The 23349-nt window shown below is 72.8% G+C and carries 22 protein-coding genes; 9 read left to right on the plus strand and 13 right to left on the minus strand.

The genetic code is table 11. The features are described 5' to 3' along the window. Window positions 1-23: 23 nt before the first annotated feature. Window positions 24-1016, plus strand: a complete 993-nt coding sequence (sph, locus tag ACZ4WZ_RS08420) for a sphingomyelin phosphodiesterase (RefSeq protein ID WP_467886789.1) — start codon at window positions 24-26, stop codon at window positions 1014-1016. A 198-nt stretch (window positions 1017-1214) separates the two neighbouring features. Here the strand turns inward: sph and ACZ4WZ_RS08425 are convergent, their stop codons facing one another. Next, on the minus strand, window positions 1215-3038 hold the full coding sequence (locus tag ACZ4WZ_RS08425) for an AMP-dependent synthetase/ligase (protein ID WP_467886792.1): 1824 nt from the start codon (window positions 3036-3038) through the stop codon (window positions 1215-1217). A gap of 84 nt (window positions 3039-3122) precedes the next feature. Between ACZ4WZ_RS08425 and ACZ4WZ_RS08430 the strand changes: the two genes are divergently transcribed. After that, entirely contained in the window at window positions 3123-3851 is a 729-nt protein-coding gene (locus tag ACZ4WZ_RS08430; protein WP_467886795.1) for a MerR family transcriptional regulator, read from the plus strand. A 10-nt stretch (window positions 3852-3861) separates the two neighbouring features. Further along, window positions 3862-4548 (plus strand): maltokinase N-terminal cap-like domain-containing protein, encoded by a 687-nt coding sequence (locus ACZ4WZ_RS08435; RefSeq protein ID WP_467886798.1) that lies wholly within the window; start codon window positions 3862-3864, stop codon window positions 4546-4548. 56 nt (window positions 4549-4604) lie between these two features. Here the strand turns inward: ACZ4WZ_RS08435 and ACZ4WZ_RS08440 are convergent, their stop codons facing one another. The 6 genes from ACZ4WZ_RS08440 to ACZ4WZ_RS08465 all read right to left on the minus strand — a co-directional run bounded on the left by ACZ4WZ_RS08440 (window position 4605) and on the right by ACZ4WZ_RS08465 (window position 12036). Beyond that, the gene (locus ACZ4WZ_RS08440) at window positions 4605-6776 is read right to left on the minus strand and encodes a 3-hydroxyacyl-CoA dehydrogenase NAD-binding domain-containing protein (protein WP_467886800.1); all 2172 of its coding nucleotides are present in this window, start codon (window positions 6774-6776) and stop codon (window positions 4605-4607) included. A gap of 44 nt (window positions 6777-6820) precedes the next feature. Then, a complete protein-coding gene (locus ACZ4WZ_RS08445; protein ID WP_467886803.1) occupies window positions 6821-8035 on the minus strand; it encodes an acetyl-CoA C-acetyltransferase in 1215 nt (404 codons plus the stop codon). Window positions 8036-8145: 110 nt separating this feature from the next. Next, on the minus strand, window positions 8146-9288 hold the full coding sequence (locus ACZ4WZ_RS08450; RefSeq protein ID WP_467886806.1) for an acyl-CoA dehydrogenase family protein: 1143 nt from the start codon (window positions 9286-9288) through the stop codon (window positions 8146-8148). A gap of 9 nt (window positions 9289-9297) precedes the next feature. Further along, entirely contained in the window at window positions 9298-10323 is a 1026-nt protein-coding gene (locus ACZ4WZ_RS08455; RefSeq protein ID WP_467886809.1) for an LLM class F420-dependent oxidoreductase, read from the minus strand. Continuing rightward, window positions 10323-11450: a CaiB/BaiF CoA transferase family protein gene (locus ACZ4WZ_RS08460; RefSeq protein ID WP_467886811.1), complete on the minus strand. Its 1128-nt coding sequence runs from the start codon at window positions 11448-11450 to the stop codon at window positions 10323-10325. Before ACZ4WZ_RS08460 ends, ACZ4WZ_RS08455 begins: the two co-directional genes overlap by 1 nt. A 193-nt stretch (window positions 11451-11643) precedes the next feature. Then, entirely contained in the window at window positions 11644-12036 is a 393-nt protein-coding gene (locus ACZ4WZ_RS08465) for an MmcQ/YjbR family DNA-binding protein (RefSeq protein ID WP_467886814.1), read from the minus strand. A gap of 95 nt (window positions 12037-12131) precedes the next feature. Here ACZ4WZ_RS08465 and ACZ4WZ_RS08470 point away from each other — a divergent pair, with 95 nt between their 5' ends. Continuing rightward, the gene (locus ACZ4WZ_RS08470) at window positions 12132-13346 is read left to right on the plus strand and encodes a saccharopine dehydrogenase family protein (RefSeq protein WP_467886816.1); all 1215 of its coding nucleotides are present in this window, start codon (window positions 12132-12134) and stop codon (window positions 13344-13346) included. A gap of 38 nt (window positions 13347-13384) precedes the next feature. Here the strand turns inward: ACZ4WZ_RS08470 and ACZ4WZ_RS08475 are convergent, their stop codons facing one another. Further along, window positions 13385-14074 carry an endonuclease V gene (locus tag ACZ4WZ_RS08475; protein WP_467886819.1) on the minus strand — a complete coding sequence of 230 codons (690 nt, stop codon included), beginning with the start codon at window positions 14072-14074 and terminating at the stop codon, window positions 13385-13387. Window positions 14075-14099: 25 nt separating this feature from the next. Here ACZ4WZ_RS08475 and ACZ4WZ_RS08480 point away from each other — a divergent pair, with 25 nt between their 5' ends. Then, window positions 14100-14399 (plus strand): YciI family protein, encoded by a 300-nt coding sequence (locus tag ACZ4WZ_RS08480; RefSeq protein WP_467886822.1) that lies wholly within the window; start codon window positions 14100-14102, stop codon window positions 14397-14399. Window positions 14400-14405: 6 nt separating this feature from the next. Here ACZ4WZ_RS08480 and ACZ4WZ_RS08485 read toward each other — a convergent pair whose 3' ends face one another. Beyond that, window positions 14406-15497, minus strand: coding sequence for a WD40/YVTN/BNR-like repeat-containing protein (locus ACZ4WZ_RS08485; RefSeq protein ID WP_467886825.1), 1092 nt, complete (start codon window positions 15495-15497; stop codon window positions 14406-14408). Window positions 15498-15841: 344 nt separating this feature from the next. On the opposite strand from ACZ4WZ_RS08485, the gene ssgD reads away from it, so the two are divergent. The 3 genes from ssgD (at window position 15842) to ACZ4WZ_RS08500 (ending at window position 19323) form a co-directional block, all read left to right on the plus strand. Further along, a complete protein-coding gene (gene ssgD, locus ACZ4WZ_RS08490) occupies window positions 15842-16258 on the plus strand; it encodes a spore wall synthesis regulator SsgD (RefSeq protein WP_388930890.1) in 417 nt (138 codons plus the stop codon). Between the two features lie 186 nt (window positions 16259-16444). After that, the gene (locus ACZ4WZ_RS08495) at window positions 16445-18082 is read left to right on the plus strand and encodes an ABC-F family ATP-binding cassette domain-containing protein (RefSeq protein ID WP_467886829.1); all 1638 of its coding nucleotides are present in this window, start codon (window positions 16445-16447) and stop codon (window positions 18080-18082) included. A 269-nt stretch (window positions 18083-18351) separates the two neighbouring features. Beyond that, the gene (locus ACZ4WZ_RS08500; protein WP_467886832.1) at window positions 18352-19323 is read left to right on the plus strand and encodes an acyl-ACP desaturase; all 972 of its coding nucleotides are present in this window, start codon (window positions 18352-18354) and stop codon (window positions 19321-19323) included. Window positions 19324-19439: 116 nt separating this feature from the next. Here ACZ4WZ_RS08500 and ACZ4WZ_RS08505 read toward each other — a convergent pair whose 3' ends face one another. Next, window positions 19440-19676 carry a WhiB family transcriptional regulator gene (locus ACZ4WZ_RS08505; protein ID WP_467886834.1) on the minus strand — a complete coding sequence of 79 codons (237 nt, stop codon included), beginning with the start codon at window positions 19674-19676 and terminating at the stop codon, window positions 19440-19442. 113 nt (window positions 19677-19789) lie between these two features. Next, entirely contained in the window at window positions 19790-20560 is a 771-nt protein-coding gene (locus ACZ4WZ_RS08510) for an MBL fold metallo-hydrolase (protein WP_467886837.1), read from the minus strand. A gap of 37 nt (window positions 20561-20597) precedes the next feature. On the opposite strand from ACZ4WZ_RS08510, the gene ACZ4WZ_RS08515 reads away from it, so the two are divergent. Continuing rightward, window positions 20598-21680, plus strand: a complete 1083-nt coding sequence (locus ACZ4WZ_RS08515) for a DUF6183 family protein (RefSeq protein ID WP_467886840.1) — start codon at window positions 20598-20600, stop codon at window positions 21678-21680. Here the strand turns inward: ACZ4WZ_RS08515 and ACZ4WZ_RS08520 are convergent. Next, window positions 21677-22186 carry an HAD domain-containing protein gene (locus ACZ4WZ_RS08520; protein WP_467886843.1) on the minus strand — a complete coding sequence of 170 codons (510 nt, stop codon included), beginning with the start codon at window positions 22184-22186 and terminating at the stop codon, window positions 21677-21679. The two genes, ACZ4WZ_RS08515 and ACZ4WZ_RS08520, sit on opposite strands and share 4 nt — an antisense overlap. Before the next feature lie 16 nt (window positions 22187-22202). Continuing rightward, on the minus strand, window positions 22203-23222 hold the full coding sequence (gene ligD / locus ACZ4WZ_RS08525; protein WP_467886845.1) for a non-homologous end-joining DNA ligase: 1020 nt from the start codon (window positions 23220-23222) through the stop codon (window positions 22203-22205). Window positions 23223-23349: the final 127 nt, after the last annotated feature.

The raw sequence follows: 23349 nt of genomic DNA on the forward strand, positions 1-23349 counted from the left end.
CCGCAGGAATGACGGAGACCTCCATGCCGCAGATCTCGCACCGCCCGCGCCGCGCCGCCGCCACGGCCGTGGCCGCGACCGCCGCCGCAGCGCTCGCCCTCACCACCGCGCCCGCCGCCACCGCCGCCGAGGGCTCCGCCGTGGCCCCGCGGCTGAGCGTCCTCACGTACAACGTGTTCCTGATGAGCAAGAGCCTGTACCCGAACTGGGGCCAGGACCACCGGGCCGCCGAGATCCCCAGGACCTCCTTCTACCAGGGCCACGACGTGGTGGTGCTCCAGGAGGCCTTCGACAACGGCGCCTCGGACGCGCTGCAGGCCAACTCCGCGGCGCAGTACCCGTACCAGACCCCGGTCGTGGGCCGCGGCAAGACGGGCTGGGACGCCACGGGAGGCTCCTACTCCACCACCACCCCGGAGGACGGCGGCGTCACGATCCTGAGCAAGTGGCCCATCCTGCGCAAGGAGCAGGTCGTCTACAAGGACGCCTGCGGCGCCGACTGGTGGTCCAACAAGGGCTTCGCGTACGTGGTGCTGAACGTGAACGGGGCCAAGGTGCACGTGGTCGGCACCCACGCCCAGTCCACCGACCCCGGCTGCGGCGCGGGCGAGGCGGCGCAGATGCGCAGCCGGCAGTTCAAGAACATAGACGCCTTCCTCGACGCCAAGGCCATCCCGGCGAACGAGCAGGTCATCGTCGCGGGCGACATGAACGTGGACTCCCGCACCCCCGAGTACGCCTCCATGCTCGCGGACGCCGACCTGGCCGGCACCGACTCGCGCACGGGCCACCCGTACTCCTTCGACACGGCGCTGAACACGATCGCGAGCTACCGCTACCCGACGGACCCGCGCGAGGACCTGGACTACGTCCTGTACCGCAAGGGCAACGCCCGCCCGGCGGGCTGGGAGAACAACGTGGTCAAGGAGGAGTCGGCCCCCTGGACGGTCTCCAGCTGGGGCAAGTCCTACACGTACTCGAACCTCTCGGACCACTACCCGGTCATCGGCCGCTGAGGTCAGGCGCCGTGGCCGCGCCGGTAAGGCGCGCCTAGCGATCTGATGCGGCTGGGCACTCCGCAGGGGGGCCGGCCAACATGTGGTGCGGGCAGCCGGGCCTCCCGGGGGCCCGGCGGGCCGGCTCCCGGCTCCTGCCGCATCCCTGAGGGACCCGCCCTCCCGCCCCTGCCGGCTCTGACGCCCCCGTCGGCCCCGTCAGGCCCCGTACAGCCCCTCGATCACCGTCCCGTACTTCTCCCGGACCACCCGGCGGCGCAGTTTCAGCGACGGGGTGAGCTCTCCCGTCTCCGGGCCCCACTCCTCGGCCAGCAGCCGGTAGCGCTTGATCTGCTCGGTGCGGTTGAGGCGGGCGTTCGCGGCGGCCACCGCCCGGTCGGCCTCCTCCAGGACGGCCGGGTGCTCGGCCAGCTCGGCGAGCGAGGTGGCCCGGATGCCGCGGGCGGCCGCCCAGGCCGGGGCCAGTTCGGGGTCCAGGACCAGCAGGGCGACCAAGTAGGAGCGGCCGTCCCCGTGCACCAGGGCCTGGCCGATCAGCGGGTGTTCCTTGACGGTGTTCTCCACCAGGGCCGGGGAGACGTTCTTGCCGTTCGAGGTGATGATCAGCTCCTTCTTGCGGTCGGTCAGCCAGAGGAAGCCGTCCTCGTCGAGCCGCCCGATGTCCCCGGTGGGGAACCAGCCCTCGGCGTCGACCGCGCTCTCCACCGACCCGTCGGGGCGCAGGTAGCCGTCGAAGACGGTCGCACCGCGCGTGAGGATCTCCCCGTCCGCGGCCACCTTCAGCTCCAGCCCCTCGATGGGCCGGCCCACCGAGCCCAGCCTGAACCCGTCGGGGGTGTCGCTGTTGACGGTGCACACACCGGCGGTCTCGGTCAGCCCCCAGGCGTCCATGATGGTGATCCCCCAGCCGGCCCAGAACCGCACCACGTCGATCGGCATCGGCGCGGTGGCGCTGGCCGTCCAGACGAGCCGGTCCAGCCCCGCCATCCGCAGCAGCGGGTCCAGCACGCGCTCCTTCGCCTCGGCGTACGAGGCTTCGAGCGCGGCCGGCACCTCCTCCCCGCGCTCCCGGTGGCCGGCGCGGGCGCGCGCCACGTCCCCGGCGTCCTCGATGGCACGCCGCCGCTCCTCGGGGAGGCCGGCCAGGACGGCCCGTACGCCGGCGGCGAGCTTCTCCCAGACACGGGGCACCCCGAAGAACTGCACCGGGCGCAGCTCGCGGACCGCGGCCGCCACGCCGGTGGGGTCGGCGACCAGCCGGACGTGGGCGGCGCGCAGCAGGGGCAGGTAGATGCCGAGGATCCGCTCGGCGATGTGCGCGAAGGGCAGGTAGCAGACGTGCTCGGCGTGCTCGGGGAGCTGGACGTCGCGGTCGAGGCGGACGGACTGGAGCAGGATGTTGCGGTGGGTCAGGCGGACGCCCTTGGGGTCACCGGTGGTGCCGGAGGTGTAGACGACCGTGAGGGGGTCCTCGGGGCGGATCTCCTGCCAGGCCTTCTCGAAGTCGTCGGCGCGGTGCGGGCGGGCGCCGCTCGCGTACACGGAGGCGTAGGCGGTGTGCGGGCCGGCCTCGGCGGCCTCCGCGATGACGAGGCGTTCCAGCGGGATCCCGGGGTCGTCGAGCAGCGGCGCCCACCGGTCGCGTTCGCGGGCGCCTTCGACGACGGCCACCCGGGCCCGGCTGTGGCGGGCGATGTGGGCTATCTGTTCGGGCGCGGAGGTCCCGTAGACGGTGACGGGGACGGCGCCGAGGTGGACGAGGGCGAGGTCGCTGAGCCAGTGCTCTGGGCGGTTGCCCATCATCAGCAGGACGTGTTCGCCGCGCTCGACCCCGAGGGCGGCGTAGCCGGCGGCGAGGACGGCGATCCCGCGGCGGGCCTCGCCCCAGGTGAGGGTCGTCCAGCCGTCCCCCTCGCGCCAGGAGAGGGCGGGCAGGTCCGCGTGCTCGGCGGCGTTGCGGGCCAGCAGGGCGGGGAGGGTGAGGTCGGCGGGTTGTCCGGGCAGTCGCAGGTTCGTGGTCATGGGCAGCTCCTGGACGTTTCACATCGTTGGTGCGACAGCAATACTGTTGAACCAAGCCGTGGAGCAGAGAGCGAGGCGCAGACGATGGCCGACCGGGCGACCGAGCCGATGCTCACCGTGGACGAACTGGCGTCCAGGGCCGGTGTCACCGTCCGCACCGTACGGTTCTACAGCACGCGCGGGCTTTTGCCCCCTCCCGTGATCGGACCGCGTCGTGTGGGGCACTACGGCCCGGAGCACCTGTCCCGGCTCGCGCTGATCGAGGAGCTCCAGCACCAGGGGATGACCCTGTCGGCGATCCAGCGCTATCTGGACGCCCTGCCGGACGACTTGAGCGCGCACGACCTGGCGATCCACCGGGCTCTGGTGGCGACCTGGGCGCCGGACGCGGCGCAGGAGGTGTCGCGGGCGGAGCTGGAGCGGCGGGCGGGGCGGCGCCTGTCGGACGGGGACCTGCGCCGACTGGCCGCGATGAACGTGGTGTCGCCCTCCGGGGAGGGCTTCCGGGTGGACGTGGGTCTGCTGCGGCTGGGGGTCGCGCTGCTGGACGTACCGATCGCCCACGAGACACTGCTGGTGGCGCGGGGCATCCTGCTGGAGCACGCGCGGACGGCGGCGCACCAGCTCACGGCGCTGTTCCGGGACGAGGTGTGGGGGCCGTTCACGCAGGACGAGGACGACCCGGAGCGGGTGGAGTCGATGAAGGCGCTGTCCGCGCACATGCAGCCGATGGTGGTGCAGGCCCTGGTGACGGCCTTCCAGCGGTCGCTGAAGGAGGAATTGCGGGCGGCGTTCGCCTCGGAGGGAGGGTAGGTTCGGCCGTATGGCGATCATCCACCACACCACGCTGTCCCCGACCAAACTCGAACTCCTCGCCGACTGGCTGCCGTTGAGGCCCTGGTACCGGGGTACGGAGAAGACCGCACCGCTGGCCAAGGCGGGCGGCTTCCGGCTCGACGACCCCGAGGGCGAGGTGGGCGTCGAGTTCATGGTGGTCACCGACTCCTCGGGCTCCGATTCCGGCACCGGCACCGACTCGGAGCCCGTCGCCTACCTGGTGCCCCTCACCTACCGGGGCGCCCCGCTGGAGGGTGCGGAGGCGGGCCTGATCGGCACCATGGAGCACGGGGTGCTGGGCAAGCGCTGGGTGTACGACGGCGCCCACGACCCGGTCGCGGTCGAGCAGTTGCTGGCGCTGCTGGCGGGCCGGGTGACGGCCCAGGCCCAGAGCGAGAGCGACACCCCCGACCCGACGGTCGAGGTCCGCTCCGAGGGTTCCGGCGCACCGGCGGGCCTGACCGGCCCCGGGACGGTGACGGACGCCGCCGGGCACACCGAGGTCGTGGTGGGCCCGGCGGGCCTGGACGCCCCGACCCTGACCCTGGCCCTGAACCGGGTGCTGCGTCCCGGAACCGCCTCCGCGGACGGCCTGCTCGCGCAGGTGGTGGCCGGCTGGTCCGCCCCGGACGGCTCCGGGCGGCGTGGGGCGTTCGCGTACCTCCGGCCTTAGGCCCGGGTCCCGGGCCCGCCTCCGCGGGCCCGGGCGGGCAGCACCGGCGGCTGGCGTCAGTCGGCGTACGTCTCGCCGCGCTCGGCCTTCGCCACGAGGGAGGCCGGCGGGGTGAAGCGCTCGCCGTAGGTGGCGGCCAGCTCACGGGCGCGGGCCACGAAGCCGGGCAGGCCGCCCTCGTAGCCGTTGATGTACTGGATCACGCCGCCCGTCCAGGCGGGGAAGCCGATGCCCATGACGGAGCCGATGTTGGCGTCGGCGATGGAGGTGAGCACGCCCTCGTCGAGGCAGCGGACGGTGTCCAGGGCCTCGGAGAAGAGCATGCGCTCCTTCATGTCCTCGAAGGGGATCCGGGCGTCCGGCTTGGCGAAGTGCTCGCGCAGGCCCGGCCAGATGCGGACGCGCTTGCCCGTCTCGTCGTACTCGTAGAAGCCGGCCCCGCCGCTGCGGCCCGGCCGGCCGAACTCCTCGACCATGCGGTCGATGACCCGGTCGGCGGGGTGCTCGGTCCACTCGCGGCCCTCGGCCTCGAAGGCCTTGCGGGTCTCGTTGCGGATCTTGCGCGGCAGGGTGAGGGTGAGCTCGTCCATCAGCGAGAGCACCTTGGCCGGGTAGCCGGCCTGGGCGGCGGCCTGCTCGACGGAGGCCGGCTCGATGCCTTCGCCGACCATCGCCACGCCCTCGTTGATGAACTGGCCGATGACGCGCGAGGTGAAGAAGCCGCGCGAGTCGTTGACCACGATCGGGGTCTTGTTGATCTGGCGGACCAGGTCGAAGGCGCGGGCGACGGCCTCGTCACCGGTGCGCTCGCCCTTGATGATCTCCACCAGCGGCATCTTGTCGACGGGCGAGAAGAAGTGCAGGCCGATGAAGTCGGCGGGACGCGCGACCCCCTCGGCCAGTCCGGTGATGGGGAGGGTGGAGGTGTTGGAGCAGAGCAGCGCGTCGGGTGCGATGACGTCCTGGACCTCCTGGAACACCTTGTGCTTGAGGGCGGTGTCCTCGAAGACCGCCTCGATGACGGCGTCGCAGCCGGCCAGGTCGGCGGCGTCGGCGGTCGGGGTGATCCGGGCGAGCAGCTCGTCCCGCTTGGCCTCGGTGGTGCGGCCCTTGGCGAGGGCCTTGCCGAGCAGCTTCTCGGAGTACGCCTTGCCCTTGGCTGCGGCCTCGGCGGTGACGTCCTTGAGGACGACCTCGATGCCCGCGCGGGCGCAGGAGTAGGCGATGCCGGCGCCCATCATCCCGGCGCCGAGGACCGCGACCTTGGTGACCTTGCGCGGTTCGGTGCCCTGGGGGCGGCTGCGGCCGGCGTTGACGGCCTGGAGGTCGAAGAAGAACGCCTGGATCATGTTCTTGGCGGTCTGCCCGGTGACCAGCTCGGTGAAGTACCGCGCCTCGATGGTCAGGGCGGTCTCGAAGTCCACCTGGGAGCCTTCGACGGCGCAGGCCAGGATGTTGCGCGGCGCCGGGTACGGGGCCCCGTTCAGCTGCTTCTTGAGGTTGGCGGGGAAGGCCGGGAGGTTCGCGGCGAAACGCGGGTTGGACGGGGTACCGCCCGGGATCTTGTAGCCGGGGACGTCCCAGGGCTGCTTCGACTCGGGGTTGGCGTCGATGAAGGCGCGGGCCTTGGCCAGCATCTCCTCGGGGGTGGCGGCCAGTTCGTGGACCAGGCCGTTCTCCAGGGCGCGCCGCGGGTCGTACTGGGTGCCCTGGAGCAGCACCTTGAGCAGCGCGTCGGCGATGCCCATCAGGCGCACGGTGCGGGTGACGCCGCCGCCGGCGGGGAGCAGGCCGAGGGTGACCTCGGGCAGGCCGATCTTGGAGCCGGGCGCGTCGAGGGCGACGCGGTGGTGGGAGGCGAGGCAGATCTCGTAACCGCCCCCGAGGGCCGCGCCGTTGATGGCGGCGACCACGGGCTTGCCGAGGGTCTCGATGCGTCGCAGCGAGCGCTTGATGGCGTTCCCGGTCTCGAAGGCGAGTCCGGCGTCCTCGGGGCGCAGCCGGATCATGTCCTTGAGGTCGCCGCCCGCGAAGAAGGTCTTCTTGGCGGAGGTGTAGATGATGCCGCGGATGGAGTCCTTCTCGGCCTCGGCGCGGTCGGCGACCGCGGCGATGGAGTCCTTGAAGGCCTGGTTCATGGTGTTGGCGGACTGGTCCGGGTCGTCGAGGACCAGGGTGACGACGCCGGTCTCGTCCTGTTCCCAGCGGATCGTGGTGGACTCGCTCATGTTCGCTACTTCCGTGTCGGGGGCGGATCGGGGATCAGGACGGGTCAGACGCGTTCGACGATGGTGGCGACGCCCATGCCGCCGCCGACGCAGAGGGTGACGAGGCCGTAGCGCTTGTCCTGGCGCTCCAGTTCGTCGACGACGGTGCCGAGCAGCATGGCGCCGGTGGCGCCGAGCGGGTGGCCGAGCGCGATGGCTCCGCCGTTGACGTTGACCTTGTCCAGGGAGACGCCCATGTCCTTGACGAAGCGCAGCACGACGCCGGCGAAGGCCTCGTTCATCTCGATCAGGTCGATGTCGTCGATGGTCAGCCCAGCCTTGGCGAGGGCCTTGCGGGTCGCCGGGGCGGGGCCGGTGAGCATGATGGTGGGCTCGGAGCCGGAGACGGCGGCGGAGACGATCCGGGCGCGCGGGCGCAGACCGCCCCGCTCTCCCGCCTCGCGGGTGCCGATGGCGACGAGCGAGGCGCCGTCGACGATGCCGGAGGAGTTGCCGGCGTGGTGGACGTGGTCGATCTTCTCGATCCAGTGGTACTTCTGGAGCGCGACGGCGTCGAAGCCGCCGAGGTCGCCGATGTCGGCGAAGGAGGGCTTCAGCTTGGCCAGGGTGTCGGCGGTGGTCCCTGGGCGGACGAACTCCTCGTGGTCCAGGACGACCAGGCCGTTGCGGTCGGTGACGGGGACCACGGACTTGGCGAAACGGCCCTCCTTGATGGCGGTGGCGGCCCGCTCCTGGGACAGGGCCGCGTACTCGTCCACGTCCCGCCGGGAGAATCCCTCGATGGTGGCGATGAGGTCGGCGCCGATGCCCTGCGGGACGAAGCCGGTGTGCCAGTTGGTCATGGGGTCGGCGAACCAGGCGCCGCCGTCGGAGGCCATCGGGACGCGGGACATGGACTCCACGCCGCCGGCGAGGACCAGGTCCTCCCAGCCGGAGCGGACCTTGGCGGCGGCCAGGTTGACGGCTTCCAGACCGGAGGCGCAGAAGCGGTTCTCCTGTACGCCGGCCACCGTGTCCGGCAGGCCCGCGGCGATGGCCGCGATGCGGGCGATGTCGGAGCCCTGGTCGCCGACGGGGCCGACGACGCCGAGCACGATGTCGTCGATGGCGGCGGGGTCCAGATCCGGGTTGCGTTCGCGCAGGGCGTGGATGAGGCCGACGACCAGGTCGATCGGCTTGGTGCCGTGCAGGGCGCCGTTGGCCTTGCCGCGGCCGCGCGGGGTGCGGATCGCGTCGTATACGTAAGCTTCGGTGCTCACTGGTCAAGCCTTTCGGAGGTGTCCAAGGGGTGGTCCACGGGATGGTCCGGGGGATGGTCCGGAGGGGGAGGTCCCGGGGGAGGTCCCGGGGCCGGTGCGCCGAGGGGTGGTCAGCCGAGGAGGGAGCGGCCGATGATCTCCTTCATGATCTCGGTCGTGCCGCCGTAGATGGTCTGGATGCGGCCGTCGGTGAACGCCCGCGCGACCCGGTATTCGGTCATGTAGCCGTATCCGCCGTGCAGCTGGAGGCAGCGGTCGGCGACCCGCTTCTGGAGTTCGGTGGCCCACCACTTGGCCATCGACGCGTGGACGTGGTCCAGTTCGCCGTGGGCGTGGTCGGTGATGCAGCGGTCGAGGAAGGTACGGGTGACCGCGCACTCGGTGGCCATCTCGGCTATCTCGAAGCGGACGTGCTGGAGCTTGGAGAGCGGCCGGCCGAAGGCCTCGCGCTCCTTGACGTACGTGGTGGTGATCTCCAGCAGGTGTTCGGCGGCGGCGATGGCGGCCATCGCGATGCCGAGTCGCTCCTGCGCGAGGTTGGTCATCAGGTGGAGGAAGGCGCCGTTCGGCTCGCCGAGCAGGTTCTCCTTGGGGACGCGTACGTCGTTGAAGAACAGTTCGGCGGTGTCCTGGGCCTTCTGGCCGATCTTGTCGAGGTTGCGGCCGCGTTCGAAGCCCTCCGCGCCGCGCTCGACGACGAGCAGGGACAGTCCGTGCGCCCCGCCCTCGGGGGTGGTCTTCGCGACGACGATCACCAGGTCGGCGAGGATGCCGTTGGAGATGAAGGTCTTGGAGCCGTTGAGCAGCCAGTGGTCGCCCCGGTCCTCGGCACTGGTGCGGATCCCCTGGAGGTCGGAACCGGCGCCCGGCTCGGTCATCGCGATCGCGGTGACGGTCTCGCCGGAGCAGAACCCGGGCAGCCAGCGGCGTTTCTGCTCCTCCGTGCCGAGCGAGGTCAGGTAGGGACCGATGATGTCGTTGTGCAGGCCGATCGCCAGCCCCGGGGTCCCGGCCCGGGTGAACTCCTCGGCGAGCACGGCCGCGTAGCGGAAGTCCGGGTTCCCGCCGCCTCCGTACTCCTCGGGGACGGCCAGGCCCAGCAGGCCCTGCCGGCCGGCGGCCCGCCAGGCGTCCCGGCTGACGATGCCGTCCTTCTCCCACTGCTCGTAGTGCGGCAGCACCTCCTTGTGCAGGAAGGTGCGTACGGTCTCGCGGAACGCCTCGTGGTCGGCGTCGTAGATGCGTCGTCGCATCGGGGCCCCCTACAGCCAGCTCTTGACGGTTTCGATCAGCCGGGCCGGCTCCGGGCCGACCGGCGTGACGTTGAGCATGGTGACCCCGGCCTCCCGGAAGGCCTCGACGCGCTCGCGCACGTACCCCTCGGGGCCGCAGAGGGTCATCAGTTCGCAGAACTCGTCCGGGACGGCCGCCGCCGCGTCGCGCTTGCGGCCCGCGAGGTACAGCTCCTGGATCCGGCGGGCCTGCTCCCCGTACCCGTAGGCCACGGCGAGGTCGTTGTAGAAGTTCTTGCCGACGGCGCCCATCCCGCCGACGTACAGGGCGATCTGGGGCCGCGCGAGGTCCCGTACGGCGGCCGCGTCCTCGCCGATGGCCAGCAGGCCGCCCGCGACGGTGCGCAGCGGGCCGAGCTCCGGCGGCCGCTTGGCCATGCCCTCGGCGAGGGCTCCGCCCCACACGTCGCGGGCCTTCTCCGGGATGAAGAGGGTGGGGAGCCAGCCGTCGGCGATCTCGGCGGTCAGTGCCACGTTCGCCGGGCCGAGGGAGGCGACGTAGACGGGGATGGCGTCCCTGACCGGGCGGGTGAGGATCTTCAGGGGCTTGCCGTGCCGGCCGCCCTTGGCGGCGGGCAGCGGCATGTCGGTGATGCCGTGGTGGTCGATGGTCTCGCAGCGCCAGATCCGCCGGCACAGCTCGACGGTCTCGCGGGTCCGGCCGAGCGGCTTGTCGTACGGCTTCCCGTGCCACCCCTCGATCACCTGCGGGCCGGAGGCCCCGAGGCCGAGCAGGGCCCGGCCGCCCGACACCGCGTCCAGGCCGGCGGCGGTCTGGGCGATGAGGGCGGGGGTGCGGGAGTAGACGTTGACGATGGCCGAGCCGATCTTCATCCGCTCGGTGCGGGCCGCCAGGTAGCCCATGATCGTCGGGGAGTCGAAGCCCCAGGCCTCGGCGACCCACACGGCGTCGAGACCGGCGGACTCCAGCGCGGCCGCCTCGTCGGCGGCCCGGCGCGGGTCACCGGCGTAGTCGAGCAGCATGGACAGTTCCATCAGGCCTCTTTCGGGAGCAGCGCGGGTACGCCCCAGTCGGCGGCCACCGACTCGGTGTCCGCGCCGGGCAGGGCGGGTCCGGAGGTGACGCGGGTCGGGGTCGCGGAGAAGCGCGGGGCGGGGGCGGGCTGGGTGATCCCGCCGTACTCGGTGAAGGTTCCCCGGGAGGCGAGGTGGGGGTGGTGCGGGGCCTCGCGCAGCGAGAGCACGGGCGCCACACAGGCGTCGGTTCCCTCGAAGAGCGCCGTCCACTCCTCGCGCGTACGGGACTTGAAGCGGGCGGCGACGGCCTCGCGCAGCTCGCCCCAGCGGGCGAGGTCCTTGCGGGCGGGTGCCCGGTCCTCGATGCCGAGCAGTTCCACGAAGGTGTCGTAGAACTGCTGCTCCAGCGCGCCGACCGCCATGTACCCGCCGTCGGAGGTCTCGTAGGTGCCGTAGAAGGGGCAGCCGCCGTCGAGGAGATTGACCCCGCGCCGGTCCTGCCAGCCGCCGGCCGCGACCATGCCGTGGATCATGGCGGTGAGGTGGGCGGTGCCGTCGACGATGGCGGCGTCCACGACCTGGCCGGCGCCCTGCGGGGTGCGGGCGTGCTGGAGGGCGGCGAGGATCCCGATGACGAGGTAGAGCGAACCGCCCGCGTAGTCGCCGACCAGATTGGCGGGGACGGCCGGGGGCTCGCCGGGGCCGCCGATCATGCCGAGCGCGCCGGTGACGGCGATGTACGCGATGTCGTGCCCGGCGGTGTGGGCCAGCGGCCCCTCCTGGCCCCAGCCGGTCATCCGGCCGTAGACCAGCTTCGGGTTGCGGGCGAGGCAGTCGTCCGGGCCGACGCCGAGCCGCTCGGCGACCCCGGGGCGGAACCCCTCGATCAGTACGTCGGCGCGCTCGGCCAGGTCCAGCACCCGGGCGGGGCCCCCGGCGGCCTTCAGGTCGACCAGCACGGAGCGCTTGTTGCGGTTGGTGACGTCGTAGGCCGGGTCGACGGCGAGACCGCCGCCGCCCGGCCGGTCCACGCGGACGACGTCGGCGCCGAGGTCGGCGAGGAGCATGGCGGCGAACGGGCCGGGGCCGATGCCCGCCAGTTCGACGACGCGTACTCCCGCGAGCGGGCCTGCTGTCACTGCCATCGAGCCCCCGGCATCCTGGTGTGAGGGTGGGTGTGTGCGCGTGTGTGACACAACTGATGTAACACCAGTGATGCTAGGAACGCGTTCCACTCAGCACAAGAGCAAGCGCTTAGCCGGTTTCGCCTTTGGCTCGTTCGCGCCGGGAGTTCCGGCGGCGTTCCCGCCGGGAGTCCCCGTACCGTCCCCGTCTCCGTCAGGTCCCCTCCGCGGTCCGGGCGTCGAGGATCGCGACGTGCCGTTTGAGGGCGACGGCCCGGTAGCTCTCCTCCACCCACTCGCACAGCACCTCCACCGACGGCGCCCCCTTCTCCCCCAGCGGCACGGAGACCCAGCCCGCCCTGCCCAGTCCGTACCCGGTGGGTTCGGCGCCGGGGGCGGTCATCGCGTGCCCGTGCAGGTCCTCGTCCTTCAGCTTGACGGACAGGCCGGGCGGCCGGGGGCCGTCCGCGTTCCCCAGGAAGACGAAGATCTTCTTGTTGACCTTCACCACGCCGTCCTCCGGCCCCCAGGGATGTTCTTCCACCGCTTCCGGAAGCCCCAGCGCGAACTCCCGCACCGCCTCCCACTTGCGCACCGCAGCCCTCATCGACGCCTCCGGTTTCCGCCGGTCACACCTGCTCGCACGGACAGTGGGCTCCAACGCTAACCTCAGCCACCGACACCAGCTGGGAGGAGCGGTTCATGACCGAGCACGTCCACGAGGAGCCCGTCCGCGGAGGCCGTCCGGAGCGGGGTTTCGACCTCGTGCTCTTCGGCGCGACCGGGTTCGTCGGCGCGCTGACCGCCGAGTACCTCGCCGAGCACGCGCCCGCCGGCTGCCGGTGGGCCCTGGCCGGCCGCGACCCCGGCAAGCTGGAGCGGCTGCGCGAGCGGCTGGCCGCCCTGAACCCGGCCTGCGCGGACCTGCCGCTGCTGCGGGCGGACGCCGGGGACGCGAGGGCCCTGCGCGAACTGGCGGCGAGCACCCGGGTGCTGGCCACCACGGTCGGGCCGTACGTCTGGTACGGGGCGGAGCTGGTCGCGGCGTGCGCCGAGGCGGGCACCGACTACGTGGACCTCACCGGCGAGCCGGAGTTCGTGGACCGGATGTACGTCGAGCACGACGCGCGGGCCCGGGAGACGGGGGCGCGGCTGGTGCACGCGTGCGGGTTCGACTCGATCCCGGCCGACCTCGGGGCGTACTTCACGGTGGGCCTGCTGCCCTCCGGGGTGCCGCTGCGGGTGGACGGGTTCCTGCGGGCCGGTGCGCTGGCCTCCGGCGGCACGCTGGCCTCCGCCGTCACGGCGCTGGGCCGGGGGCCCCAGACCCTGGCGGCCGCCCGGGCCCGCAGGCTGCACGAGCCCCGGCTGCCGGGGCGCCGGGTACGCGGCCCCGTGGGCGCCCCGCGGTTCAGCCGGGAGACCGGGACCTGGGCGCTGCCGCTGCCCGTGCTGGACCCGCGGATCGTGACCCGGTCGGCGGCCGCGCTGGAGCGGTACGGGCCGGACTTCCGCTACCGCCACTACGCCTCCGTACGGCACCTGCCGGTCGCCGTGGGCCTGACGGCGGCGGTGGGCGCGACGGCGGCGCTGGCACAGGTCCCGGCCGCCCGGCGGTGGCTGCTGAGCCACTGGGAACCGGGCCGCGGCCCGGACGCCGAGCGGCGCGCCCGCAGCTGGTTCACCGTCCGCTTCGTCGGCGAGGGCGGCGGCCGCCGCGTGTTCACCGAGGTCTCGGGCGGCGACCCGGGCTACGGGGAGACGGCGAAGATGCTGGCGGAGTCCGCGCTGTGCCTGGCCCACGACTCCCTCCCGGACCGCTCCGGCCAGCTGACCACGGCGGTGGCGATGGGCGACGCCCTGCTGTCCCGGCTCCAGAAGGCCGGCATCCGCTTCCGGGTGGCGGCGGAGGCGTAACCACCGCACGACGGCGCGGACCGGCGGGCGGCCGCCCGTCACTGAACGGCGTCGACCGCCTCGCGCAGGGCGCGCCGGCACAGGGAGTCGGCGCGGCGGGTGGTTTCGGGGATGCGGAAGCGGGGGCTCAGCGCGAGGGTGTGGGCGCAGGCGTTGTCCAGGGAGATCCGGTGGCCGACGGACACGTACACGGGCTTGATCCCGTGCTGGGTGCGCAGGGCCCGGCCGACGACGGTGCCGTCGGGCGCGAGCAGCGGGGAGACTTCGCCGCGCGGGGCTCCCGGCTCCTCGTGGGTGAAGGTGAAGGGGTTCTTGGCGACGCCCATGCTGGGCAGGCCGGTGACCACCCCGAGGTGGCAGGCCAGGCCGAAGCCGCGCGGGTGGGCGAGGCCGTAGCCGTCGCAGACGACGAGGCCGGGGGTGACGGGGAGGGCCTCCAGGGCGGCGAGCAGGGTCGGCAGCTCGCGGAAGGCGAGCAGGCCGGGCACGTAGGGAAAGCTGACGTGCCCGACGGCGGTGGACTCGGCCACGACCTCCAGGGTCGCGGCGTCGAGCACGACGGCGGCGGCCGCGACCAGGTCGCGTTCGTCGTCGTAGGCCACGTCCACCCCGGCGACCAGCCCCCGCCCGGGCGGGGGGCCGGCCTCGTCGAGGACGACGAGATCGCGCAGTTCATCCTGTATCGCCCGGGCCTCGGCCTCGTCGGCGGGGGTCTTCACAGTCGTCATGGGGTGCGAGAGTAGCCTGGCGATCATGTTCGTCATGGAGCTCACCTACACCGCGCCCCTCGAAGCCGTCGAAGCGCGCATGGACGCGCACGTCGCCTGGCTGGACGGTCACTACGCCTCCGGCGTCTTCCTCGCCTCGGGCCGCAAGGTCCCGCGCGACGGCGGGATGATCCTGGCCCGCGGGGTCTCCCGGGCCGAGATAGAGAAGATCGCGTCGGAGGACCCCTTCGCGGTGGCGGGCGTCTGCGCGTACCGCATCACGGAGTTCATCGCCTCCACGACCTCGTCCCACCTGGACCCGGTCCGCGAGACCCTCCCGTCGTAGCCCGCCTCAGCGCCGCTCCAGCCGTGCCACCCGCCCCTTCTCCCCCGCCGCCCAGCAGCCCCCGTCGGCGGCGCAGTCGACGGTGTCGAACGACCCCGTCTCCAGCGGCCGCCAGGTGCGTCCCGCGTCCGTGGTGACGTCCGTGCCGGTCGGTCCGACCGCCAGGGCCGTGGCGTGCCCGTACGGGTACCAGGCCGCGCCCGAGCGGTAGGCCGGCGGCGGGACCGCCGCCTGGGTCCAGCTCCCGCCCGCGTCGGCGGAGCGGGCCGCGGCCCGGGGCGAGGCCTCGCCCGTGCGGTAGTCGCCGCCGACCGCGAGGCCGGTCGTACGGTCGCGGAAGGCCAGGGCGAACACCCCGCGCGCCGGGTCGCCGCCCGGCACCGTGGAATCGGCGACCCGCCAGGTCAGGCCCCGGTCGGCGGAGTGCATCACCCTCGCGGCCGGACCGCCGCCGGTGGCCAGCCACACGTCACGCGGCCCGGCGGCCGTCAGGCACTGGCCGCTCGCCGCGAATCCGGCCTCGCCGGGCAGCGCCGGCGGCATCCCGGCGTCCGGGAGCACCCGCCAGCTGCGCCCGCCGTCGTCGGTGGCCAGCAGGCGGAACCTGCCGTCGACCGGGTCGCTCACGGCGAGCCCGTGCCGGGAGTCGAAGAAGGTCAGGCAGTCGTAGAAGGCACGCGGATCGGCATTGCGGAAGGTCTCGGTCCAGGTGGCGCCGCCGTCCTCGGTGCGCAGGATCCGGGAGGCCTCTCCCTCGCCGATGGACAGGGCGACGGCACGCCGTCCGTCGAAGGCCTCGATGTCGCGCAGTTCCAGGCCTTCGGCCACCGCCCCGGGCGGTGAGACGTCGCGCCAGCGGCGGCCGCCGTCGCCGGTGCGCAGGACCCTGCCCTTGGATCCCGCCAGCCAGGCCGTGCTGCGGCTGACCGCCGCCAGGCCGCGGAAGCGGACGTCCTTCGCGGCCTCCTGCCCGGTCTCCTTGACCGCCCAGCTGACGCCCCGCAGGCCGGGTCCGGAGATCACCGGCGACGGGTCCGCGCCGGTGTCCGCCCGCGCCGGCGCCACGGCCGCACCGACCAGCAGGGCTGCCGCGCACATGCCAACTCGCAGAAGTCTCATGGCGCGGGAAGCTAACGCACCCCGCATGCCCCGTCCAGGGCGCCTCCCCCGCCCCTCCGGCCCCTTCCGGCATCCGCTTACGCCTGTGGAGCGATCGAATACCGGACGTATTGTGATCGCCGAGCGGGACGCAGGAGCCCCGCGGCACCCTTTACCCATACGGCACGCGCCCTCACTCTGTGCGATCGGACGGGCGAGATCCCGCCAATCGGTGACCCAGCTCACGTCATCCGCCATGCACGGATGTGCCGATTCCGGCGTCTATCCGGTTGCCGGGCTCCACCCCAGGGCCCGACAGCAGATCCGCCGTAAGGGAGCGAGCCTTGATCACTGTCATCGAGCAGGCCGTGCAGGCCCGACTGATCGCCACCGCACCGAAGGTCGAGACCGTCCCCGTCACCCTCTGCTACGACCGCTCGGATCCCTTCGCCGTCCGCATGGCCTTCCCCGCCCTGGCCACGCTGGAGGGCGTCGAGGTCTCCTGGACCTTCGCCCGGGAGCTGCTGATGTCCGGGCTCCGCCACCCGGCCGGCTGCGGCGACGTGCGGGTACGGCCGTACGACGGGGACCGGACGACGGTCGAGTTCCACGCGCCCGAGGGGGTGGCGATCGTACTGATGACCACGGGCGAGCTCCAGCGGTTCCTCGAACGCACCTCCGCGCTGGTACCGCCAGGGCTGGAACACCGTTACCTCGACATGGATCACAGCCTCGCCGAGCTGATGCGCGGCTCCTGCTGAGTTATTCGTTTGCGGGCGGCTACCGGCCGTCCGTACCTTCGTGAAGGCCCTGTAGTCGCCGAAACGGAGTAGGACATTGCTCTTCTGAGGTCCGAGACACCGACCACCACCGCATCCTCGCGATCCCCGTGACAGTCGGCTGTCTCCCCGCGTTGCACGCACCTTTCACGCAACCTGGAGGCCTCCATGAGTCATGCCCCTGTTTTCGCCACCTGCTCCGACCTCTCCTTCGACTGGCCCGACGGCACTCCCGTCTTCGACGGGTTCCACCTGTCCGTCGGGCCCGGCCGGACCGGCCTGGTCGGACTGAACGGCTGTGGCAAGTCCACCCTGTTGAAGCTCCTCGCCGGCGAACTGACCCCGTCCTCGGGACAGGTGTCGGTCGCCGGAAGCATCGGCTACCTGCCGCAGAACGCCACCCTCGACACCGCCCTGCGGGTGGACGAGGCGCTCGGCATCCGCACCGCCCGCACCGCCCTGCACGCCATCGAGGCGGGCGAGGCCACCGAGGCCAACTTCGCCGCCGTCGGCGACGACTGGGACGTGGAAGAGCGCGCCCTGGCCATGCTCGACCAGCTCGGCCTCGCCGGGATCGGCCTGGACCGGACCGTCGGCGAGCTGTCGGGCGGCCAGTGCGTCCTGCTGCGGCTGGCGGCGCTGCTGCTCGCCCGGCCGGACGTCCTGTTCCTCGACGAGCCCACCAACAACCTGGACCTGCGGGCCCGGCGCCGCCTCTACGCGGCCGTCGAGTCCTGGTCCGGGGTGATGGTGCTGGTCAGTCACGACCGCGAGCTGCTGGAGCGGGTCGACCAGATCGCCGATCTCCGCGACGGCGAAGTCCGCTGGTACGGCGGCAACTTCACCGACTACGGGCGGCTGCTCGCGGCCGAGCAGGAGTCGGCCGAGCGGATGGTCCGGGTCGCCGAGGCCGACGTACAGCGCCAGAAGCGCGAACTGGCCGAAGCCCAGGTCAAATTGGCCCGGCGCAAGCGGTACGGCCAGAAGATGAACGAGAACAAGCGCGAGCCGAAGATCGTCATGGGCGCCCGCAAGCGCGCCGCCCAGGAGTCGGCGGGCAAGCACCGCGTCATGCACGCCGAGAAACTGGCGGACGCCCGGGAGCGACTGGACCAGGCCGTCGAAGCGGTACGCGACGACGCCGAGATCCGGATCGAGCTGCCGGCCACCCAGGTCCCACCGGGCCGACGGGTGCTGACCCTGAGCGATCTGCGCCTGGCCCACGGCGCGGGGGCGGCGGGCGAGTGGGAGGTGCGCGGTCCGGAGCGGATCGCCCTGGTCGGCGCGAACGGCTCGGGCAAGACGACCCTGCTGCGGACCATCGCCGGGCTGCTGCCGCCCGCGTCCGGAGAGGCGGTGGCGCACGTTCCGGCCCGCTTCCTGCCCCAGCGGCTCGACGTCCTGGACGACGAGCGCTCGGTGGTGGAGAACGTGGCGCGGTTCGCTCCGCACGCCACGAACAACGTGATCCGGGCGCGGCTCGCGCGCTTCCTGTTCCGGGGCGCGCGGGCGGACCGGGCGGCGGGGACCCTGTCGGGCGGCGAGCGCTTCCGGGCGACGCTGGCGGCGCTGCTGCTGGCCGAGCCGGCTCCCCAGCTGCTGATGCTGGACGAGCCGACGAACAACCTGGACCTGGCGAGCGTCCGCCAGCTCTGCGGGGCGCTGGAGTCCTACGAGGGCGCGCTGCTGGTGGCCAGCCACGACGTGCCGTTCCTGGAGTCGATCGGCATCACGCGGTGGCTGGCGCTCGACGGCGGGCTCCGGCCGACCACGGCCGAGGAGGTGCGGGCCGCCATGGCGCAGTAGCGCCCGGGTCCTGACCCCGCCGGACGGGGTCAGGGCCCGGATAGCCCCCGGCCCCGTGGCTTCCGCCGTCAAGGCGGGAGCCACGGACCACCTTCTCGCGTGATTCTCACCGCTGTGGAGCGGCCTGGGACCCCGTCCAACTGCATAGATAACCGGATGTAGCCGGGCAGAACGATGCCTGGGGCTTGGCGCTCCTTGATGTCGCGCTTAACCTACGACTCCGTAGGCTACGGAACCGTAGGTAATTCGCTTTGTCCCCAGGAGTACCCGTGACGATCACCTCTCCCCACCTCGGCAGCTCGGAGGCGTGGACCGACGCCAAGCTGCTGTACGCGCTGGAAGAGGTGGTCGAGAACGAACTCAACCGCCATCTGAAGGTCACCAAGGACTGGATGCCCCACGAGTACGTCCCGTGGAGCGACGGCCGCAACTTCCCCGGCTTCTTCGAGGACGGGGAGGCCTGGGACCCGCAGCAGTCCAAGGTCACCGACATCGGCAAGATCGCCCTGGTCGTGAACCTGCTGACCGAGGACAACCTCCCCAGCTACCACCACGAGATCGCGACCCTCTTCGGCCGCAACGGCGCCTGGGGCACCTGGGTGCACCGCTGGACCGCCGAGGAGGGCCGCCACGGCATCGTGATGCGCGACTACCTGCTGGCCTCGCGCGCCGTGGACCCGGACAAGCTGGAAGCCTTCCGGATGCAGCACATGTCCGAGGGCTTCGAGTCCGACAACAGCCACTCGATGCTGCACTCGGTGGCGTACGTCGCCTTCCAGGAGCTCGCGACCCGGATCTCGCACCGCAACACCGGCCACCAGTCCGGTGACCCGGTCTGCGACCGGATGCTGGCCCGCATCGCGCAGGACGAGAACCTGCACATGATCTTCTACCGCAACCTGCTCGCCGCGGCCTTCGAGATCGCCCCCGACCAGACGATGCAGGCCGTGCGGGACGTCGTCGTCAACTTCCGGATGCCGGGCCACGGCATGCCCGGCTTCGAGCGGATGGCCGCGCAGATGGCGATCGGCGGGGTCTACAACCTGCGGATCCACCACGACGACGTGCTGAGCCCCGTGATCCGCTTCCTCAAGATCATGGACATCCAGGACCTGGGTCCGGAGGGACAGAAGGCCCAGGAGGAGCTCGGACTCTTCATGAACGGCCTGGACAGCGAGGCCCGCAAGTTCGACGAGCGCCTGGCCGCGCGCGCCGCGCGCCTGGCCGCCCGCAAGGGCTGAGCCGCGCCCCCTGAGCCCCCGGCCGCGCCGGGGGCTCCGCCGCGCCGGGGGCTCCGCCGGACCCTTCCGCCGGTCCCGGGTGGTTCGCGTCGGGCCCGCGCGGCCGGACGTACCGGTCAGCCGCGCGGGCGCAGGGCGAACCGCTCCGCCTCCGACAGCCCGCCCCAGACCCCGAAGCGCTCGTCGTTCGCCAGCGCGTACTCCAGACACGCCGCCCTGCCCTCGCACGCCCCGCAGAGCCGCTTCGCGTCCTGGAGCGATGACCCCGGCTCCGGGAAGAAGAAGCTCGGGCCGGTCTGGGCACACAGGGCCTGGTCGTACCAGGCGGGGGCGGCTGTGGAGTTCATCGACATGTGCCGATCGTGAACGGGCCGGATGGACGTCCGATCAACACCTCATCAACACCGGGCCACGGCCTCGGGCGCGCTCCGGCAGACGGTGCGGCCGGCACGCGTGCCCCCGTTGATCAGGCGATCGGGAAGGCGGCCCCGGGGGCGGCGTAGGACACGGGGCCTTCGAAGCGTGCGGCGGCCCGGGCCACCGCCTGTGCGGGGGTGAGCGCGTGGCCGACGTGGGTGAGGATCAGCCGGGCCGCCCGGGCGGCGGTCGCCGTGTCGCCCGCGTCCTCCGGAGTGTGGTGCACCTGTTCGCCGTCGGTGGGCGGCCGGTCGCTGTCCGCCTCGCACAGGAGTACGTCACAGCCCTCGGCCAGCCGGGTCAGGGCGGGGCACGGCGCCGTGTCCCCGGAGTAGACCAGCGACCCGCCGGCGGTGTCGACCCGCAGGGCGAAGGCCGGGATGCCGTGCGCGACAGCCCGGCTGGTCAGGGTGAGGGCGCCCATCCGGGCCCGGTGTCCGTCGTGCAGTTCGTGGACGGCGAAGGCGGCTTCGACCGGGCTGCGGGTCGAGCCGTTGGTGAGGAAGTGGGCCAGCCGGTCGGCGGTGCCCGGGGGGCCGTACAGGGGGATGGGAGCGGTCAGCCGTATGTCCGCGTACAGCGCGGCGTAGTACGCGGTGAGCAGATCCGCGCTGTGGTCGGCGTGCAGGTGCGAGATCCAGATCGCGTCCAGGCCGTCCAGCCCGACGTAGCGCTGCAACTGCGCCAGCGTCCCGCTCCCCGCGTCCACCCACACCCGTGTGCCGCCGCCGGACACCAGGTAGCCGGAGCACGGGTTGTCCACGCGGGCGTAGGGCGTCGCGGAGCCCAGGACGGTGAGCCCGAGGAGGTCGCTGGTCATCCGTGGAGTCTAGAACGCGGGGACTAGGCTGACGATCATGGAAGACACTCAGGACGATCCCGTCGGCGCCTTCGTATGGGGCGAGGCCGAGCGCCGGGCCGCGCTGGGCGACGTCGCGTACCTGCGGGAGCTGGGGGCACGGCTCAGCGAGCAGTACCAGGACGCCACGGAACGGGCACGGACGTACGCTCACCAGCTCGGGCACGTGATACGGGTGCTGGCCCTCACACCGGGCCGGGAGAGCCTCGTGGAGCTGCTGCGGCTCGTCGACGAGAAGCGGCCCCCGTCCCATCCCCGCGAGCTCGCCTCGCTCCTCGCGGAGCACCAGCGGCCCGCCGACCTCGCCGCGACCGTCTTCGACCGCCCCGGCGCCGGGGCGGCGGACGAGCTGGGCCCGTGCCTCTTCCACGAGCTGCTGCTCCGGAGCGCGGACATGCGGGGAATCCCCCGGCCGCGTTCTTCGCACACCCTGGCCTGGCTGCCGCCGCGGCTGCGCGATTTCGAGACCGGCGCCGCCTTCCCGCGCCGCACGGTCAACGGCTCCGCCGGCGGGCTCGGGACCGCGATGCCCACCGAGGGACGCCTCGACCCGCCGGTGCCCCGCACCACCGTGCGGCCGGCCCTGCGGAACACGGCCACCGTGGAGGTCCACGAGAACATCGTCTCCGCTCCGCAGGCCGGCGACTGGGGGCACTTCGACGCCTGGGTCTTCCGGCTGGACGAGGAACTCGCCCCCGGGCTGGTGCCGGCTCTGCTGCCGGTGCTGCCCATGCCCTGCGCCGAGGCCGGGCCGACGGGCCGCTTCGAGGTCGCGCTCAGCCCGCTCGGCGAGGTCTGGCGGCTGCTCTTCGCCGCCGCCTCGATGGGCGGGGTGTACGGAGGGGGCGTGGGCGGAGCCTACGGGCGGATGTGGGCGTGGCGCTCGATGGCGGGTCTGGCCGGCGCCCCGGCGGGCGCCGGCGCGGAAGAGGTGGAGCGCCTGGCACGCGGGACCACCTGGTTCCGCTTCGAGGCCGACTCGGAGTGGTTCCACAACGAGATCGGCGCCGACTTCGGCATCGCCGCCCTCTCCCCGGACCGCCGCCGCCTCGCGGTCCTCGCGGCCACGGACACGGACTAACGGACCGGTGCCGCCGCCCGCTCGAGCCAGCGGGCGAGGGTGTCGAAGTCCGCGTCCGTCAGACCCGTGCGGGGGTCGACCCGGTGGAGGAGGGCGGGGGCCGGGTGACGGGCCGCCGCCCAGGCCCGGTCGGCGGGGGTGATCTCGTCGTCCGCCCAGGCGAAGGGGCGCCCGGCCGCCCGGGCCAGGAGCGTCCGGGTCTTCCAGTGGAGGCCATCCCGGCCCTCGTCGTGGGAGGGCTCGGGCCAGTCGACCACCGGCAGGCACGGCAGGCCCAGGCGCGGGGAGAGCGTCTCGTTGGCCTCGTCCGACCAGGTCGTGGCCCACACCAGTTCGCACGGCAGGGCGAGCAGCCGGGGCCCGAGGGCGGGGTCGAGCCTGGCGAGCAGGGGATTGCCGGATCCCTCCCAGGGGCCGGCGGCCGTGCGGTAACCCGTCCCGCCGAAGGGGATCAGCGGGCCGTCCACATCGAGGAAGAGCAAGGGGCGCGGGGGAAGAGCGGGCATGCCGCCAGACTAGGCGTCAGTCCTCGTGCTTCGCCCGGCTCGGTTGGACGCGCTTCGGTTCGCCCGGCATCTTCGGGTAGTCCGGCGGGTACGGCATGTCGCTGAGGCCGTGCTCGTGCTCGTCCCGGGCCGCGAGTTCCAGTACGGCGTCCAGGCTGAAGGCGTGCTCGTCCATGTCGGCGTGCAGGTCGCCCAGCTCGGCGAAGCGGGCCGGCATCGTCACGATGTCGAAGTCGCGCGGCTCCGCGTCGTCCACCTCGTCCCAGCGCAGCGGCGCCGAGACGGGGGCGTGCGGGCGGGGGCGGACCGAGTACGCCGAGGCGATGGTCCGGTCACGCGCCGTCTGGTTGTAGTCGACGAAGATCCGCTCGCCGCGCTCCTCCTTCCACCAGGCCGTGGTGACCTTCCCGGGCATCCGCCGCTCCAGCTCCCGGCCCAGGGCGATCGCGCAACGGCGGACCTCGGTGAAGGTCCAGCGCGGTGCGATCGGGACGAAGACGTGCAGGCCCCGGCCACCGGAGGTCTTGGGCCAGCCGCGCAGCCCCAGCTCGTCCAGCAGCGCCCGCAGTTCGTGCGCGGCCGCCACCGCGTGGTGGTAGTCGGTGCCCGGCTGCGGGTCGAGGTCGATCCGCAGTTCGTCCGGCCGGTCGGTGTCCTCCCGGCGCACCGGCCAGGGGTGGAAGGTCAGGCAGCCCAGGTTGGCGGCCCACAGGACGGCGGCCGGCTCGGTCGGGCAGATCTCGTCGGCCGTACGGCCGCTGGGGAAGGCGATGTGCGCGGTGGGGATCCAGTCGGGCAGGTTCTTCGGGGCCCGCTTCTGGAAGAAGGACTCCCCCTCCACTCCGTCGGGGTACCGCTCCAGGGTGGTGGGACGGTTGCGCAGGGCGCGGGTGATCCCGTCGGCGACGGCCAGGTAGTACTCGGCGACGTCCCGCTTGGTGAGGCCCCGCTCCGGGAAGTACACCTTGTCCGGGCTGGACAGCCGTACCGTCCGCCCGCCCGCCTCGAGTTCGATCGCACCACCGGCAGCACCCATGTGCGCCACGGTAGGCGTGGGGGGGGGGGGGGGGAGAGCGGGGGGGGGGGGGGGGGCCGCCGCAGAACCCTATGTATGGATCTGCCGGTGATGCCGCCCGTGAAGCCGATGCTCGCCAAGTCGGTGA

Source organism: Streptomyces sp. NPDC029122 (assembly GCF_055569445.1).

Coding starts and splice junctions, on each gene's coding strand:
- sph (WP_467886789.1), top strand. CDS start 24: ATGCCGCAGATCTCGCACCGCCCGCGCCGCGCCGCCGCCACGGCCGTG.
- ACZ4WZ_RS08425 (WP_467886792.1), bottom strand. CDS start 3,038: ATGACCACGAACCTGCGACTGCCCGGACAACCCGCCGACCTCACCCTC.
- ACZ4WZ_RS08430 (WP_467886795.1), top strand. CDS start 3,123: ATGGCCGACCGGGCGACCGAGCCGATGCTCACCGTGGACGAACTGGCG.
- ACZ4WZ_RS08435 (WP_467886798.1), top strand. CDS start 3,862: ATGGCGATCATCCACCACACCACGCTGTCCCCGACCAAACTCGAACTC.
- ACZ4WZ_RS08440 (WP_467886800.1), bottom strand. CDS start 6,776: ATGAGCGAGTCCACCACGATCCGCTGGGAACAGGACGAGACCGGCGTC.
- ACZ4WZ_RS08450 (WP_467886806.1), bottom strand. CDS start 9,288: ATGCGACGACGCATCTACGACGCCGACCACGAGGCGTTCCGCGAGACC.
- ACZ4WZ_RS08455 (WP_467886809.1), bottom strand. CDS start 10,323: ATGGAACTGTCCATGCTGCTCGACTACGCCGGTGACCCGCGCCGGGCC.
- ACZ4WZ_RS08460 (WP_467886811.1), bottom strand. CDS start 11,450: ATGGCAGTGACAGCAGGCCCGCTCGCGGGAGTACGCGTCGTCGAACTG.
- ACZ4WZ_RS08465 (WP_467886814.1), bottom strand. CDS start 12,036: ATGAGGGCTGCGGTGCGCAAGTGGGAGGCGGTGCGGGAGTTCGCGCTG.
- ACZ4WZ_RS08470 (WP_467886816.1), top strand. CDS start 12,132: ATGACCGAGCACGTCCACGAGGAGCCCGTCCGCGGAGGCCGTCCGGAG.
- ACZ4WZ_RS08475 (WP_467886819.1), bottom strand. CDS start 14,074: ATGACGACTGTGAAGACCCCCGCCGACGAGGCCGAGGCCCGGGCGATA.
- ACZ4WZ_RS08480 (WP_467886822.1), top strand. CDS start 14,100: ATGTTCGTCATGGAGCTCACCTACACCGCGCCCCTCGAAGCCGTCGAA.
- ACZ4WZ_RS08485 (WP_467886825.1), bottom strand. CDS start 15,497: ATGTGCGCGGCAGCCCTGCTGGTCGGTGCGGCCGTGGCGCCGGCGCGG.
- ACZ4WZ_RS08495 (WP_467886829.1), top strand. CDS start 16,445: ATGAGTCATGCCCCTGTTTTCGCCACCTGCTCCGACCTCTCCTTCGAC.
- ACZ4WZ_RS08505 (WP_467886834.1), bottom strand. CDS start 19,676: ATGTCGATGAACTCCACAGCCGCCCCCGCCTGGTACGACCAGGCCCTG.
- ACZ4WZ_RS08510 (WP_467886837.1), bottom strand. CDS start 20,560: ATGACCAGCGACCTCCTCGGGCTCACCGTCCTGGGCTCCGCGACGCCC.
- ACZ4WZ_RS08515 (WP_467886840.1), top strand. CDS start 20,598: ATGGAAGACACTCAGGACGATCCCGTCGGCGCCTTCGTATGGGGCGAG.
- ACZ4WZ_RS08520 (WP_467886843.1), bottom strand. CDS start 22,186: ATGCCCGCTCTTCCCCCGCGCCCCTTGCTCTTCCTCGATGTGGACGGC.
- ligD (WP_467886845.1), bottom strand. CDS start 23,222: ATGGGTGCTGCCGGTGGTGCGATCGAACTCGAGGCGGGCGGGCGGACG.